The organism is Owariibacterium komagatae (assembly GCF_045865535.1).
GTDB lineage: Bacteria > Bacillota > Clostridia > Oscillospirales > Ruminococcaceae > Ruthenibacterium > Ruthenibacterium komagatae.
Map to the genome: position 1 here is coordinate 1,934,020 of NZ_AP031406.1, position 13,108 is coordinate 1,947,127.

Sequence of the window (13,108 nt, forward strand, 5' to 3'; positions counted from 1 at the left end):
GCCATAAAAATAGGCCCTGCTTTTCAGCAGAGCCGTGTCTTATAGTTCCAAATCTTCTTCATCTTCGATTTCTTCACCGTACCCAAAATCCAACTCGTCCGATTCAAAAGAAAAGCTGTGGTCTGAGATGCAGTCCAGGGCATCGCTGGCGTCCAGCTCGTCAAAATGCTCTCGTAAGAAAGCCAAATCCTCCTCGTCAGCCCGCACGGTTTCGCCATCTCCATAGAGATAGGTCTGAATTTTCGCTTCGATGGTATCCCCCAGGGGCCATTCGGCAAGAACCTCAGAGATTTCATCACAGTCCAGCAGTTCATCCAGCCCATCAGGGCTACCGGGGACAAAATGCTCCGTCATCAGAGAGTGGGAGGCATCCAGAGTCACCACCGAAAACATTTTGCTCATCGGCTTGCCTCCATATCCTCTCCAGCTCCGGTGTCCATGTCCCATCCCTTGCCGAACATGAGGTTCATAAACTCTTTCATGTCGGCGGCGGACCGTACTTCAAAGGATACCGCTGCGGGGACCGGCTGCGGAAAATACTCCTGATACATGGCAATCTGTTCATCGGTCAAAGAAACGCCCCGTCCTTCCGGGGTATCGCAATAGAGGAAAAAAGTTCCGTGAAGGATATCCGGCCCGTACTGTCGGTTCTCCGGCAGACCTGTCAGTTTCCCGGACGCATTGCAGCAGAGAACCGTTTCGCAGGGCAGAGGAATACACTCAATGTCCCCGCCCACAAGTTCCTGCCGGTGTTCCAGAGAATCCTCCAGCATGGTCGTATAAGGCGCCCGCCCAGGTTCAAACACCATAATCCGAATCATTCTGTTGTCGTTCATATCCATTCTCCTTTTCTTTACGGATTGCCCGGTGCGATATGCCAATCATCATAGAGGGAGCCGCTGATCGTTACATCATCGGTGAGATTCATGGCAAGCATCCCCGCAGGCGTCCAAATATCCATCACATGAGTATTGACTGTGTAGCTCCCGTCCGGGAACCAAACCGGCGAAAAATGCACCCGCTGGTTATAGGTGCTGTAAATGTTTTTGGCAAACTGGAACCGCGCCGTTGTTCCGCTGGTGAGCCGCTCCAACAGCCGCCAGTAGGTTCCATAGCCAAACTCCGGGAAGTAGGATACGGCTGTCTGCCCGTAGGTATAGTGCGATAGCGGGGCAGAGGTGCTGACGGTTGCCGTTACAGTGTTTGTTACGCCATAGCCTGATTTCATCAAATCGCCCGAAGCGGTGGGAACCTTTTCGTCCGGCTCGATTCGGGTGGTGGCGGTCATGCTGGCCGAGTAATTGTCCCGGAAGTAATCATACCATCCATCGTCTACCCAATATCCTGTGTTTTTCCCTGTGCTGTGCCACACCCAATAGGGGTGCCATTTCGCCCACCAGACACTCCATGCTGCATAGGTCTTGGTTTCTCGGCTGGGAATGCTGCTGGCCGACCAGCTTCCCATTGTATCGGTGGCTTTCGGATCGGGCGGGTCGTTGCCGGAGAGATCTACCACCTTTGCGTGAATGGTGCTTTGGCTTAACGAACCTTTGTTAGTGCTGACATAGATGGTAATATCCTGCGGCTCCGACGGTGTATGCCACTTTACCCAGGCAATCTGACTATCTCCCGATGGAATCACAATATTGTTCATCCGGTAGGTGCTGCCGTTGATACTAAAGGATACCGTAGCAGGGCTATCAGGATTGATCTCCGATCCCGCATAAAGCGTTACCGGCGTGATGACATCTGTATCCACACGATACTCGTAGTCATAGTCGGTTGGCTCCGGCTGTTCGGGCGGGTCGGTAAACCATACAATACCCATACCCAGATAGGTGATAATAGTATCGTTGGAACAGGTCTTATTGGTAGCCCCTGTATAGGCCGGAAATCCCATATCCGCATATTCCAGGAACATAGCCAGCGGCAGGTTTTTATGGGTCAAACTCGTCATTGTCTTACGCAAGGACCCGCCTGCCTGATTATCATAGAGCGCGGCTTCATGGGCAGTCATGGCCATCATAATTCCGTTGTGCTTAAAATAGGCGATTGGCTCCAAAAACAGCTTGTACTGTCCGCCAATCAGTTCCTCGTATGCGATTCCGGTCTGCTGCGCCACCAGTTTTACCGCATACTCGGAGCAGAAGTATTTCTTGATTGCTTCAATGCTGGCATTCTGGCTGCCACTGCTGACGATCCTCGGCATAGAGGTTGCGGGGGTGTAGTAGTCGTAATTCTCTGTGGTAGGAGAAATACTTGCCCCATTTGCATATTGAATTTTACTGACTTTCCCAAAATGAATCTTGATAGATGGAGTTTTATTAGTCAGATCAAAAGAGGACGACACAGGCTGACCGGATTCTGCATCAACCACAGTAATTCGTACACCATCCATACCAGGGTTCCAGGAGTTCTGCGAGGTTCCTTGCCCCATATCGCCGCCACCGCCATCCACGTTTCCGCTTCCTCCGGTTTCTGCCAGGGCGCTCATAGGACAGATACCCAACAGCAGCACAAATGTGAGCAGTATCACAAATATCCGCTTCAAAAACGCACCTCCAATCAAATTAGTTGAGAACAAAAAAAGAGTACGGTATCGCTACCGTACTCTCTGGGCTTGTTATCAGCCCATGTTGCCGACCTGTTTATTTATATCTCCATCAGAGTCAATGTTGTGCTGGACGGAGCCGCCGCCCTCGTCGGTGATCCAGCCAAAGCCCTCCAGATAGATGGAACCGCCCTGTGTGTCGCCGGTCTGGGGTTGGTTGCTGTCCGGCTCATGCACAATCGGCTCATCCTTTTCGCTGGCCGCCTGCTGTTCCTCCTGAGAAGGCGCCGGGGGCGGAGTGGTTTCGGGTTTCTTTTCACTGTCGGTCAGGTTAACGTCTACCTGATCTTCTTCCTCCACATTCAAAACAGCATCGGTCTGGTTCTGGCTGTCAGTCGCTTCGGGTTTAGAGGTGTCCGGCACCACTACCAGCGGTTCGCTGGAGCTGCTGTCCGGGGTATTGCTGCTATCCACATCCTCGGCAGATACATCCGAGGGGGTGGATGCCGGATCAACGGTTGTGGTCTGCCCGCCCTTGCCCAGCAGCACTGCGGCAATCACAATTACCACAACGACGGCTGCGCCAAGAACGGCCAACAGCTTCTTGTTTTTTGCACTCATTTGAAAACCTCCTTGTACGGTGATTTTATATTAAAATTATGGTGATATTTCTCGTCATCATTATACCATTTGCACAAATACGGCGTCCAGGTGTGATTCCTGCCAAATATTTTTTTGCGCTATGGAAAAGCGGCAGGGCGAAATACACAAAATTAAAACCTGGGAACATATTTGGCGTTGAGTTTCATGGTGATCTGCATGGGGGGCAGATGCCCGAACCCAAAGGAAAGCGGCACATCAACAGTGATTGTTCCTGTGACATTGAGCTGCGTAATGCCATCCGGCACAGACGGCGCCAGTGGAGCGTTTTCCACTTCCAGGTGCAGGTCGTACAGTCGATACTCCAAATCCTCGCCGCTGTACTTTACATACTGTCCGTCCTTGTATTCAACGCCCAAAACATTTTTCAGGCGGGCATACACATTGCCGCTGGTAACATTTTGCGACCAGGACGAACCGGCAAGCTGGTAGCCACCAGAGTACCCCTCCCGTAAACCGGCATAGGCTTCATCCCAGTTCTCGGTAGCCACATCCACAATGGCGGACTGGACAGAATCGCGCACCCCCTGTGCAACAATCATCAGCCGCATATACTCAAAGGTCACACAGGCCAGAATCAGGCAGCAGAGGACAACCGCCAAAATCAACGGTACACCTTGACCGGATTTGCTTTTCAGGACTTCTCGGATCTTTTTCACTTCCAATACACCTCCGAAGTCCCGCTGGCCTTTGCTGTCAGAGTGACAGGAAAGGATGCAAACTCACCGAACAGTCCGATGTTGACGGTGGTTGTGAGGGTCACTTCTACCTCGTTGCCAAGCTGAATTTTCCCGGTGTCACTCCATGAGATATTGGGGTCGAGTCCGGTTTGCTCCCGTAAATCCGCCGCTTTTGCGCTGGTGGCAGAGCCAACCTGCCCATTGATTTCCGCTGTCCGAACCAATTCGTCCGCAAAAACATCAAGGTTCTGCTTTGCCACGAACACCGGCGCAATGCGAACCACCAAAGCCAGAACCATTGCAATCGCCAGGACCAGGACACACACATCCACAAAGCCCTCGCCCCGTTTGTCCTTCAGAAGTCGTTTCACGGTTTCACCACCTCCTTTAGAACAGATCGCCAAAGGCTTCCAACACCACATAGCCCAGGACACCCAGATACATCAGCAGGAAACAGCCCAGCAGCATGAAGGAATACTTACGCATTTTCCCCGGCTGCTTCATGGCCTCCAGTTTCAGTTTTTGAAGTTCCAACTGCTTGAAGGTCATAGAAAGCATCTGGAAATACATAATTCCGTTATCGCCGCGCTTGACCGAGATTAAGCCGCGCACCACATCGGACAGCATGGTACTTCCAATCCGGCTCTCCATTCGGGTAAGTGCGTTTTCCTCGTTGCCGGATGCCATATCTGCAATCGTGATTTCCAGTTCCCGCTTCATGGCATGACCGGCATTTCTCTGGTAGGATTTCAGGATGTTCAGCACATCACGAGATGCGCGTAGTTCCTGTTCAATGGTGTTTACAAATCTGGGCAGCTCGGCCTCGATTTCTTCCCGGCGCTGCTGAACGATCTCGTCCGCTCGTTTCTGCTCTTTGAAGTAAACTGCCACCGCCAGAAACACAATGACCGGCGCAAGAATCGGGAAAATCAGAAGGGCCGGGATAATCAGCAGAGCAATCAGCCCAGCCTTTACCCAAGCCGCCGCAATATAGGTTTCCGGGGACATTTTAATTTCAGCGGATTTTAACTGCGCCTCCAGTTTCTTCCGCTTATAGCTATCCAGATGTACCAGCGGAGAGAGCCGTGCCGCCATATCGAACAGGATAGCGTTGATGCTGCCTTTCTGTGACTTTCCACGGCTCGTTACGGTCAGAACCGCCTTAGTGCTTGCGGAAGTCGGCAGCCGGAGCAGCCCGGCCAATAAAAAGAACGCTCCCAGGCCAAAGAGCGTCCCAAAGCATAGTAAAATGAGATACAAAACTCGCGTCACCTCAATTCTTTGTAATAGAGCCGTTTGGGGCCGGTGTTGCGGCTGTCGGCTCTGGGGCGCCCCGGCACATTCCAGTTCCCGCCGCCTCGCAGTCCCGGCGCACATTGCCAGCCGGAAGCCCGCAGGCTGGCTCCGTTTTCGGTTGCCAGGGTGTAGGTGATGATTTTCTGATAGCCCATCAGTTTCGCAATCCGGGCGCACCGGCTGTAAAGAAAGCTGCACCCATTGGCAATGCCATCGGTGCAAAGCCGGGTCACTTCCGCTGTTTTGCCATCATCCAGTCGGCGGGCAACGGGGCGCCCCACAATCGCAACTCCATGAACGGCCTCCAAATCATCCACGACAGCCACACAGAATTTACAGCCGCGCACCTGACCACTGTGCCGGTGATGCGCCAGAACAAACGCATTGGCGTCCCGCAGGGAGATCGGTAGCACTCTCGATGGTAACACCTCCTGACGGGATCAACGCTTGTATTCGACGGGCTTGGTGAGCCGGATCACCGCCGCAAACGAGATCAGCAGCACCAGCAGACACACCGCCAGAATCCCTTTGCCAAAGCCCGTATTCACAAGCACATCGTACCAGTCTTTATTCAGAAAGTATAGCAATGGGATGTTGCCAATGAGCAGGAACGCCATTGTGATAAATTCCTTGAAAGGCTCATAAAGCAGGTAGTCCAGTTCCGCCGCAACAATCCGCATATCCGAGAGTTTACCGATGATCGGGGTGAGCGTGCTTTTTAGGCTCTTATCGTCCTGACAGGCGATAGCGGCGTCCACCCATTCCCGAAACACATAGTTGTCCAGCTTGGGCTTCATGTTGGAGAGCGCCTGTTTCACATCGGCGCTTATCATATTGGTTTCGGCCAAAAAGCCCCGGAACACATCTGCCACAGGCGGGTTCAGGTAATGGATGTTTTCTTCCACAGCGGTTATCATGCTCTCGCTGCGCAGATAGGAACTTGTGATGATGGACAGCCCGGTTTCGATCTCGTTGTTCATCAACTTTTTATAGCTGTGAGAGGTAAACAGGACATACCAAAACGGGAGCAATCCCATTCCGGCGGTCAAAACTGGCAGCATAAAGTAGTTCTGAATCACAATGCAGATCACAGCTCCCATTGCCGCCAAAAACAGCGAGAAAGCACAGACAGCAGCAAACTTCCCACCCTTTCCGGTGAGAATCAACATCTCCCGCGCTTCCTGCACGGTTTTACGGATGCCCTTCGGCTCTTTGGGGTGGTTGACCTGCTGGATTTTTTTGGAAATCGGCTGTCGCCGCCCGGAAAGCGGCTTGGTCAGTTCCTCCGCAAAGGTAAAGGGCGTCATGCCCAGAATCAAGAAGATGCCCGTCAGCATCCCGGCAAAAGCCAGCAAAATCAATACAATCACGCAGTTTCCTCCTTTCCAGTATCCGGTTTTACACCGCCACCGGCGATACGCTCCAGCAGACGGGGCGGCATACCGTTCTCCAAAAGCCGCTTTTGCAGGCTGGCCGAGATCGAGGATACCTTTTGAAACTCACCATGCACCTTTACCTTGCCATCTTCGATAGAGGTTTCCGACACATGATAGCGGTACAGGGTGTGAAGCTGCCGGGTGCCGTCCTCCAGAATCTCACATTCGGTAATTTCCATGACACGGCGGCTGTTGTCCTCCAGCTTCTTCACAAACAGAACGATGGGAAACGCCTCTGTCACCAGGTTATACAGGGTTTTGTCGCCCATGTCATATTTCTGGGTACACAGCGTCACCATACGGTAATAGGTTGCTTTGCAGCTATTGGCATGGGTGGTGGTGATAACCGCATGGCCGGTACGGGCTGCCTCCTGTGCGGCGAAAGCCTCGGCTGATTTCATCTCACCGACACACACAATGTCCGGGTTACAGGTCAGGGCAAATTCCAAAAGGCGCTCCTGATCGTAGTTCTGCTTGGGATCGTCAGAAAAACGGGTAACGGTATGGACCACATTGTTGATGACATTTCCTTCGGCGTCCTCTTTCACAAGGTCAAATTCGCGGCACCCGTTTTCAATGGTGAAGATTCTCTTTTCATTGGGAATGGTAGAGAGAATCCAGCTCATCAGTGTGGTTTTTCCGCTGCCGGTGGAGCCGGTCACGCAGATGGACAAACCGAACCGGAGAACTTCGGTCAAAAAGTCCAGCATCTCGGCGGTGGCCGTCCCATAGCTGATAAAATCATCCCGGCTCAACTTCTTGGGATTCACGATACGAATGGATGCAGCCACACCTTTTTCTTTGTCCGTAAGCGGATTTCCCAGAACCGTGATACGGATTTTATTGGAGAGATGGCCCACCACTCCAGGCTGACTGTTATCCAAGATCATGCCGGACTTATGAAGGAGTCTGCGGATTACATCGACAGCGTGCTGTGGGGTCTGGAACCGCTCTTTGGTGGGAACCACCCGCCCGTCCGCATAGGTGATCTTCACATCTTTCCACGAATTGATGTTGATTTCCTCCACATCATTTGCGAAAAGATAGGGCGTCAGAAAGGAGAACTCGGCCATTTCCGTATAGAGTTTGTCGATCAGTTCCTCATGGCTCATGCCCTCAACGCCCAGACTGTAATCATTGAGATACTTTGCGATGTATGCGGTAATCTGCTGGTGCTGTTCCTCCGGGTTGTCGGTAATCAGGGTCGAATACTTACTGGCGAGATATTCCTGAATCTCCGCCAGCACTTCGGGGAATGTCCTCTTATTCCTGCTGGTATTGAAGAACAGGTCAATATTACTTGCCATCTCCGAACACCTCCCCGGCAATAGCGGCAATGACCGGCTCATAGGTCTTGGCCTCTTTACCGGAAAGCGGTTCCAGCAGTTTCAGCGTCGCCGCCTGTTCCTCCAGCAGAGGAAGATATGGCAGCCGATATTTCACGCCGCCAAAGGAGTTCTCGTATTCGCTGCCGCCCTGATAAGGGCGCGTGTTGGACAGCACCTTGATGTGCTGTTCCGGTTTGAACTTTCTGTCAGCAACCAGCGACAGATAGGACGAGAAGTAAGAGATGGCCTTCAGGTCACAGCCACACACCCGCAGCACATCATCAGCCACCTCCAGTGCGGTGGTCGCCAGCACATTACCGGTCAAAAGGCTGGTGCAGTCCACGATCACATAATCTGCGATGTGCCGCAGCAGGACCAGCATATCCACCGCCTTTTCCTTGCTGTACTCCGCATGGGTAAAGACATTTTCACCGGCCTTGTAGCCCAGAAAGCTGATATAGGGATTTTTCTCACAGGGAACACAGGTCTTGAGAACCTGTTCCTGCGTCATTCCGGGAGCTGCCAGCAGTTCGCCCACGGACACATCCGGCAGTTTCTTTTCGCTGACCACAGCCGGAAGCGTGGGCGCCGTCACATCGGTAAACACCAGCACCACATTTTTCTTCCGCTTGGACAATTCCAGGGCAAGTTTGACCGCAGTTACGGTTTTCCCGCCCCCAGGGCTGCCCCACACAGCAAGCATCTGTTTCTGCTTATTCGCCATCGGTATTCTCAACCTCCTGTTCTGCGGGTTCATTGCCGGCCGCATTATCGCCGGTGCTGTCGGCCGCATGGTTATCATCGGACACCTCACCCTGTTCGCCGTCCTGAGCTGCGGTAGCTTCCTCCGGCTCTACAAAGAACTGATCCTGAGCTGCCAGGAACTTTTCTGCGTTCTCACGGGTTCCACGGTACACAAATGCCAGGTGCAGACTGTTGGATTCTTCCAAGTGTGCGAGGATCTGTGCCTGTTCGGTATTTACCAGCAGGGTAATAGTGGAAGGAAGCGATTCTTCGGGATTTTCTTCCTCATCCTCCTGGGGCGCCTGATATTCCTTGTCGGCGCCGGAACTCTGTGTTGCGGCCAGGACTTCTACATACTTGAGTTCCGGGGGCTGTGTGGTTTCTCCGGTGTCTTTATCGGTTGCAAAGAGCATGATGATGTCGCCAGCCTCCACCTTGCCGGAACCGCCTTTGGCAAAAGTGGGAATGGTAACGGAGATCGCCACTTTGGAGCCGTCCAGCTTGGTCAGGTATTCGTACTGAGTCAGTGGTTCAGAAGAAAGCCAACCGGTGTTTACATCCGTATTCTTGCGAAGTTCCACATCGGTATATCGGCCAACTACCTCGTCAAGCGATGTGGCAATGCTGTCGGGCATACCGGATGCGCCTCTGGTGTAGACTTCAACCATATCCGCCGTGATATAAGTACCACGGGGAATCACCTCGGCTTTTACCCGTACCGCTTCGGTCTGGGCCTTCAAACCCGCATTGAAAAGGGGCGTGATGCCAAAACAAACCAGAACGGCCAGCAGGATGCAAACCGCACCGATGATCGTCCGGTTTCTGAAAATATTCTTGTTCAAGTTGATACCTCCATTTGTTCAGATTACAGCGGCCGCAGCCGCCAGCCAATAAGCAGTTACGCCGCCAATGCAGAAGAACGGGGCAAGTGGTAGCCGGATGGAAGAAAAGTCCTGTCTGCGTACTCCAAACAGCATCACCCCTGTAAGCACGACCAGGATCAGAGATAAAATGCTGTGTAGCAGACCAGGCCACACTCCCAGAACAAAGCCGCAAGCCCCCATCAGCTTAATGTCCCCGCCACCAATGGCAAGGGCTTTCCCATGTGTCAGCAATGCGGCCAACAGGTACGGACCTCCCGTAACAAGAAGCCCCGCCACAGAAGCGGCGGGGCGCAGCTCTATCAAGCCACAAACTAAAATCATGGCCGGAATCAGATTGGGAATCTCTCGTTCTTTCATATCCCAGAGCGCAGCACAAGCCAGCAGCAGCCCAAATACCACGCCTTTTACAATCAGAGGATTCATGGCTCCATATCACCGACCCACTCCAGATCTGGGTTGTCCAGTATCTCGCTATGCAAATCATAGAAATACCGCAGTTCCACGGGCGGCTCACCATTGACGTCAAACTCATGGCGGCGAAGTTCATTTAACCTTTTTCCCGCTGCTTGCTTTGCCGTGCTTTGGATTCTGTCTATATCCAGATAGGAGTAATCAACTCCCATCCATTCCGTGTAGAGAGCCGCCAAAGGCTGCGGATAAGACAACAGAGCGTCCGTTTCCCACTCGTCCAACCCTTCCTCCAGATGGCAGAGAAAATCTTCTTTGATGATTTTCTCATAAGCGTGGTCAAGAATTTCTTTGGGCGGCAGGGCGGCGAGTTCTTCCATACGGGCATCAAACTCGGCTTTGGCCCGTTCATAGAGCAGGTCGCCCCGGTACTCAGCGCCTTTGTCCTGAAGGAAGTAGTACACCACTTCGCTGATATTGTTCGGATTCATGCAGCGATCCGGGACGGGTGTGTTGCGGAATGACCATGCCGATTCCAATACATTTTCCATCGAAAGCAGCATATTCCGCTGAATATCGCACAGCGGAATATTTATCAGTTCATCTCGGATTGCGAGCATGGTCTGAAGCTGCTCAAAATACGGATCACCGGAAGAAAGTTCCTCCGGCGGTCGGGCAAAGCGATGGATTTCCATTTCCAGCTTCTCTTTTAATGCGTCAGTTTCCAGCATGAATCACCTCCATCACATGATTTGTCGATAGAATACGGCGATGGCGGTCATTGCGACCGCCATGCCGATAAAAATGGGCCACGGGTTCCAATTTTTCTGAAACATCTTATTCTCCACATTCCAATGCCTTCTGTGCGGCAAGGATTTGTTTCCCAATGGCGTAGATTACAGGAACCGTCACGGAATTACCGGCCTGCCGGTATAGCTGATTGTCGCTGTTGACCGCCCGTGCCTTATCAAACATCTCGTCCGTAAAGCCTTGCAGTCGCCAGCACTCACGGGGCGTCAGCCTGCGGATCAGGCCGCACCCGGCAAAAGCCGTGCCTTGATTGCAAGAGGTTTCCAGCGTCGTGGCAAGGTCTTTGCCGACCCGTCCGCGCCGCGTCTTGCTCTCCGGGAAAGAGAGGTTGATACTGTCGCCGCAGCGGGCAATATCATATCCTTTCTTTGTCGCTTCTCGGATCTGCATACCGTAGGGACACTCATCGCAGTCTTGAAATAACACCCCATGCCGATCCTGCGCCGTGATGGTGAAGGACGGCTCCCCGCAGTTCTTGATTCTCCGTCCGTTTTGCCGTTTTTCTTCCCGATCCGGGGTCACGACAGCACGGCAACCATAGAACACCCCAGAGCTGCCGCCCCAATTACTGATGGTGCGGTTATAGGCAGAGAGGATGCAGCGGGCTTCTTTGGTAAGTTTCGCTTTCCCGGTGCAAATGTCCACAAAGGACAGAACCGCATCCTTGTCCATCCCTGCGGGGGAGATCAGGACACCGGAATTGTCTCCGCCACGGTTGGTAATGCCGCTGTTATACTTGGCTTTGATACAACGGGCATGATCGGTCAGTTTGGGATTGCCATTGCAGAGGTCAATAAAGTACAGGCCAGTCTTTACCCCAAACCCGCCGCCTTCCGAGGTCAATGTGCAGCTGATGCCTGTTGTGTCATATACCCGTTTTCCCTGCATCCCGCCTATGAGTTGGATAAGAGCTTTGCCACTGCCTGCGGGGACAGGAAATATTTTGGGTCTGCGTCCGGCTCCAGGATGTCGGCAAGCGACAATGAACACTCGCTCACGATTTTGAGGGGGGCCGAAATACTTTGTATTGAGAAGTCCATACTCGACATGATAGCCGAGTGAGGCCAGCGTATCGAGAACGGTCGCAAAGTCCCATCCTCCATGAATGGATAGGAGATTCTTAACATTTTCAAGGACAATCCATGTGGGTCGATTTTCAGGACTTTGGCCTTTGATGAGTTGAGCAAGTGTAAAAAAGAGTCCACTTCTTGCTCCGTCAAGCCCTCGCTGGCGGCCAGCGACCGAAATATCTTGACACGGGAATCCTCCTGCCCACAGGTCTGCTCTGGGGAGATCTGCGGAGGCGACTTTTGTGATGTCGGCTGCATACCATTCATCCTCCTTTACATCATGAATGGCTCTGTAACTGCGGTCGGCATACTTATCAATCTCACAATGCCCCACACAGCGCATCCCGCATAGCTCAAAGCCCTTGCGGAAACCGCCGATGCCTGCGAAGAAATCCAGGAATGTCATCTGCTCCATCGGCAGCCTCACAGTTCTGCCGTCATATCCTCGTCAAGCTCATCTTGCTCGATTTCATTCATGTGGTTGGTTTCTTCCTGTTCGTCCTCAAGCTCCATCAGCTTCACAAAGACGGCATTTACAACACACGGATCAATCTCCGTGACATATCGGGTGGTCGGGTCTACCTGATGTGCCTCCCTCGGCTCTCTTGCGTCGGGGAAGTCCGTTTTGCCCGCTCGGTCAAGCACGGCCTGATCGAACCGCGCGTCCCAATCGGAAAACTGGATGGTACGGGACAGCACATACATCGCCCGCTCTGTTCCATAACAACGCACCAATTCTTCAATAAAGGCGTCCAGTTCACGGGTATTAAAGGCAGTCATGGCCTTATCCTGAATGAAGTTGCGGCAGGACATATTGATGTTGTAGCTGTCACACCAGAGAGCCGCTTCATCCTTTCGGGCGGCTTCCTCCAGCGAGGGGTAGTAGACCGGAATGGTTGCGTACATCACTCAAGCCCCCATTCATCCCCGTAACGATACGGGTAGATTTTCTGTCCGCGTAAAAAGCGAATCAGGTTTTGCACCTGATCTACCACGGACAAATTGCTCTGGTCTTTGGTAGTCATCATCACAGAGCCAAAGATACCGGCCAGGGCCAGGATAACGGTAGTGGTCACATTGCCGGTAAAAAGCCAGGCCAGCGCCGCTATGCCGCCCATCACCAGGGACCCCACAATGGATTGAAAAAGCTGCTTTTTCCCAAAGCCGGTAAACAGTTCGGCCTCCGGCTTCACGCCCAGAGGGATATAGAGTTTCAAATCTTCGTCCATTTGCACCTCCTG

General features: G+C 52.7%; 17 protein-coding genes. All 17 read right to left on the reverse strand.

Going from position 1 to position 13,108, the window contains the following annotated elements:
- Positions 1 to 39: 39 nt before the first annotated feature.
- The 17 genes from ACKTS9_RS09580 to ACKTS9_RS09660 all read right to left on the reverse strand — a co-directional run bounded on the left by ACKTS9_RS09580 (position 40) and on the right by ACKTS9_RS09660 (position 13,096).
- The gene (locus ACKTS9_RS09580) at positions 40 to 402 is read right to left on the reverse strand and encodes a hypothetical protein (protein WP_407880428.1); all 363 of its coding nucleotides are present in this window, start codon (positions 400 to 402) and stop codon (positions 40 to 42) included.
- Complete coding sequence (locus tag ACKTS9_RS09585; protein WP_025543796.1) at positions 399 to 836, reverse strand: DUF3846 domain-containing protein; 438 nt, start codon at positions 834 to 836, stop codon at positions 399 to 401. The genes ACKTS9_RS09580 and ACKTS9_RS09585 overlap by 4 nt, the downstream gene beginning before the upstream one ends.
- A gap of 17 nt (positions 837 to 853) precedes the next feature.
- Positions 854 to 2,551 (reverse strand): hypothetical protein, encoded by a 1,698-nt coding sequence (locus tag ACKTS9_RS09590; protein ID WP_407880430.1) that lies wholly within the window; start codon positions 2,549 to 2,551, stop codon positions 854 to 856.
- Between the two features lie 75 nt (positions 2,552 to 2,626).
- The gene (locus tag ACKTS9_RS09595; RefSeq protein WP_407880432.1) at positions 2,627 to 3,172 is read right to left on the reverse strand and encodes a DUF6550 family protein; all 546 of its coding nucleotides are present in this window, start codon (positions 3,170 to 3,172) and stop codon (positions 2,627 to 2,629) included.
- 152 nt (positions 3,173 to 3,324) lie between these two features.
- Positions 3,325 to 3,870, reverse strand: a complete 546-nt coding sequence (locus tag ACKTS9_RS09600; protein WP_407880434.1) for a hypothetical protein — start codon at positions 3,868 to 3,870, stop codon at positions 3,325 to 3,327.
- Positions 3,867 to 4,262: a DUF4320 family protein gene (locus ACKTS9_RS09605; protein ID WP_006354140.1), complete on the reverse strand. Its 396-nt coding sequence runs from the start codon at positions 4,260 to 4,262 to the stop codon at positions 3,867 to 3,869. The genes ACKTS9_RS09600 and ACKTS9_RS09605 overlap by 4 nt, the downstream gene beginning before the upstream one ends.
- Positions 4,263 to 4,278: 16 nt before the next feature.
- Complete coding sequence (locus ACKTS9_RS09610; RefSeq protein WP_058963964.1) at positions 4,279 to 5,151, reverse strand: type II secretion system F family protein; 873 nt, start codon at positions 5,149 to 5,151, stop codon at positions 4,279 to 4,281.
- An 8-nt stretch (positions 5,152 to 5,159) separates the two neighbouring features.
- Positions 5,160 to 5,600 carry an XF1762 family protein gene (locus ACKTS9_RS09615; RefSeq protein ID WP_407880437.1) on the reverse strand — a complete coding sequence of 147 codons (441 nt, stop codon included), beginning with the start codon at positions 5,598 to 5,600 and terminating at the stop codon, positions 5,160 to 5,162.
- Positions 5,601 to 5,627: 27 nt separating this feature from the next.
- On the reverse strand, positions 5,628 to 6,557 hold the full coding sequence (locus ACKTS9_RS09620) for a type II secretion system F family protein (RefSeq protein WP_407880439.1): 930 nt from the start codon (positions 6,555 to 6,557) through the stop codon (positions 5,628 to 5,630).
- Entirely contained in the window at positions 6,554 to 7,930 is a 1,377-nt protein-coding gene (locus tag ACKTS9_RS09625; protein WP_021632278.1) for a CpaF/VirB11 family protein, read from the reverse strand. The genes ACKTS9_RS09620 and ACKTS9_RS09625 overlap by 4 nt, the downstream gene beginning before the upstream one ends.
- On the reverse strand, positions 7,920 to 8,675 hold the full coding sequence (locus ACKTS9_RS09630; RefSeq protein ID WP_006354135.1) for an AAA family ATPase: 756 nt from the start codon (positions 8,673 to 8,675) through the stop codon (positions 7,920 to 7,922). The genes ACKTS9_RS09625 and ACKTS9_RS09630 overlap by 11 nt, the downstream gene beginning before the upstream one ends.
- Positions 8,665 to 9,537 (reverse strand): Flp pilus assembly protein CpaB, encoded by an 873-nt coding sequence (locus ACKTS9_RS09635; RefSeq protein ID WP_006354134.1) that lies wholly within the window; start codon positions 9,535 to 9,537, stop codon positions 8,665 to 8,667. Before ACKTS9_RS09635 ends, ACKTS9_RS09630 begins: the two co-directional genes overlap by 11 nt.
- 18 nt (positions 9,538 to 9,555) lie before the next feature.
- On the reverse strand, positions 9,556 to 10,002 hold the full coding sequence (locus ACKTS9_RS09640) for a prepilin peptidase (protein ID WP_407880443.1): 447 nt from the start codon (positions 10,000 to 10,002) through the stop codon (positions 9,556 to 9,558).
- A complete protein-coding gene (locus ACKTS9_RS09645; RefSeq protein WP_407880445.1) occupies positions 9,999 to 10,718 on the reverse strand; it encodes a DUF3848 domain-containing protein in 720 nt (239 codons plus the stop codon). Before ACKTS9_RS09645 ends, ACKTS9_RS09640 begins: the two co-directional genes overlap by 4 nt.
- Positions 10,719 to 10,824: 106 nt before the next feature.
- The gene (gene dcm, locus ACKTS9_RS09650) at positions 10,825 to 12,282 is read right to left on the reverse strand and encodes a DNA (cytosine-5-)-methyltransferase (RefSeq protein ID WP_407880447.1); all 1,458 of its coding nucleotides are present in this window, start codon (positions 12,280 to 12,282) and stop codon (positions 10,825 to 10,827) included.
- 8 nt (positions 12,283 to 12,290) lie between these two features.
- Positions 12,291 to 12,773 (reverse strand): DUF3849 domain-containing protein, encoded by a 483-nt coding sequence (locus ACKTS9_RS09655; protein WP_154238250.1) that lies wholly within the window; start codon positions 12,771 to 12,773, stop codon positions 12,291 to 12,293.
- Positions 12,773 to 13,096 carry a hypothetical protein gene (locus ACKTS9_RS09660; RefSeq protein WP_006354129.1) on the reverse strand — a complete coding sequence of 108 codons (324 nt, stop codon included), beginning with the start codon at positions 13,094 to 13,096 and terminating at the stop codon, positions 12,773 to 12,775. Before ACKTS9_RS09660 ends, ACKTS9_RS09655 begins: the two co-directional genes overlap by 1 nt.
- Positions 13,097 to 13,108: the final 12 nt, after the last annotated feature.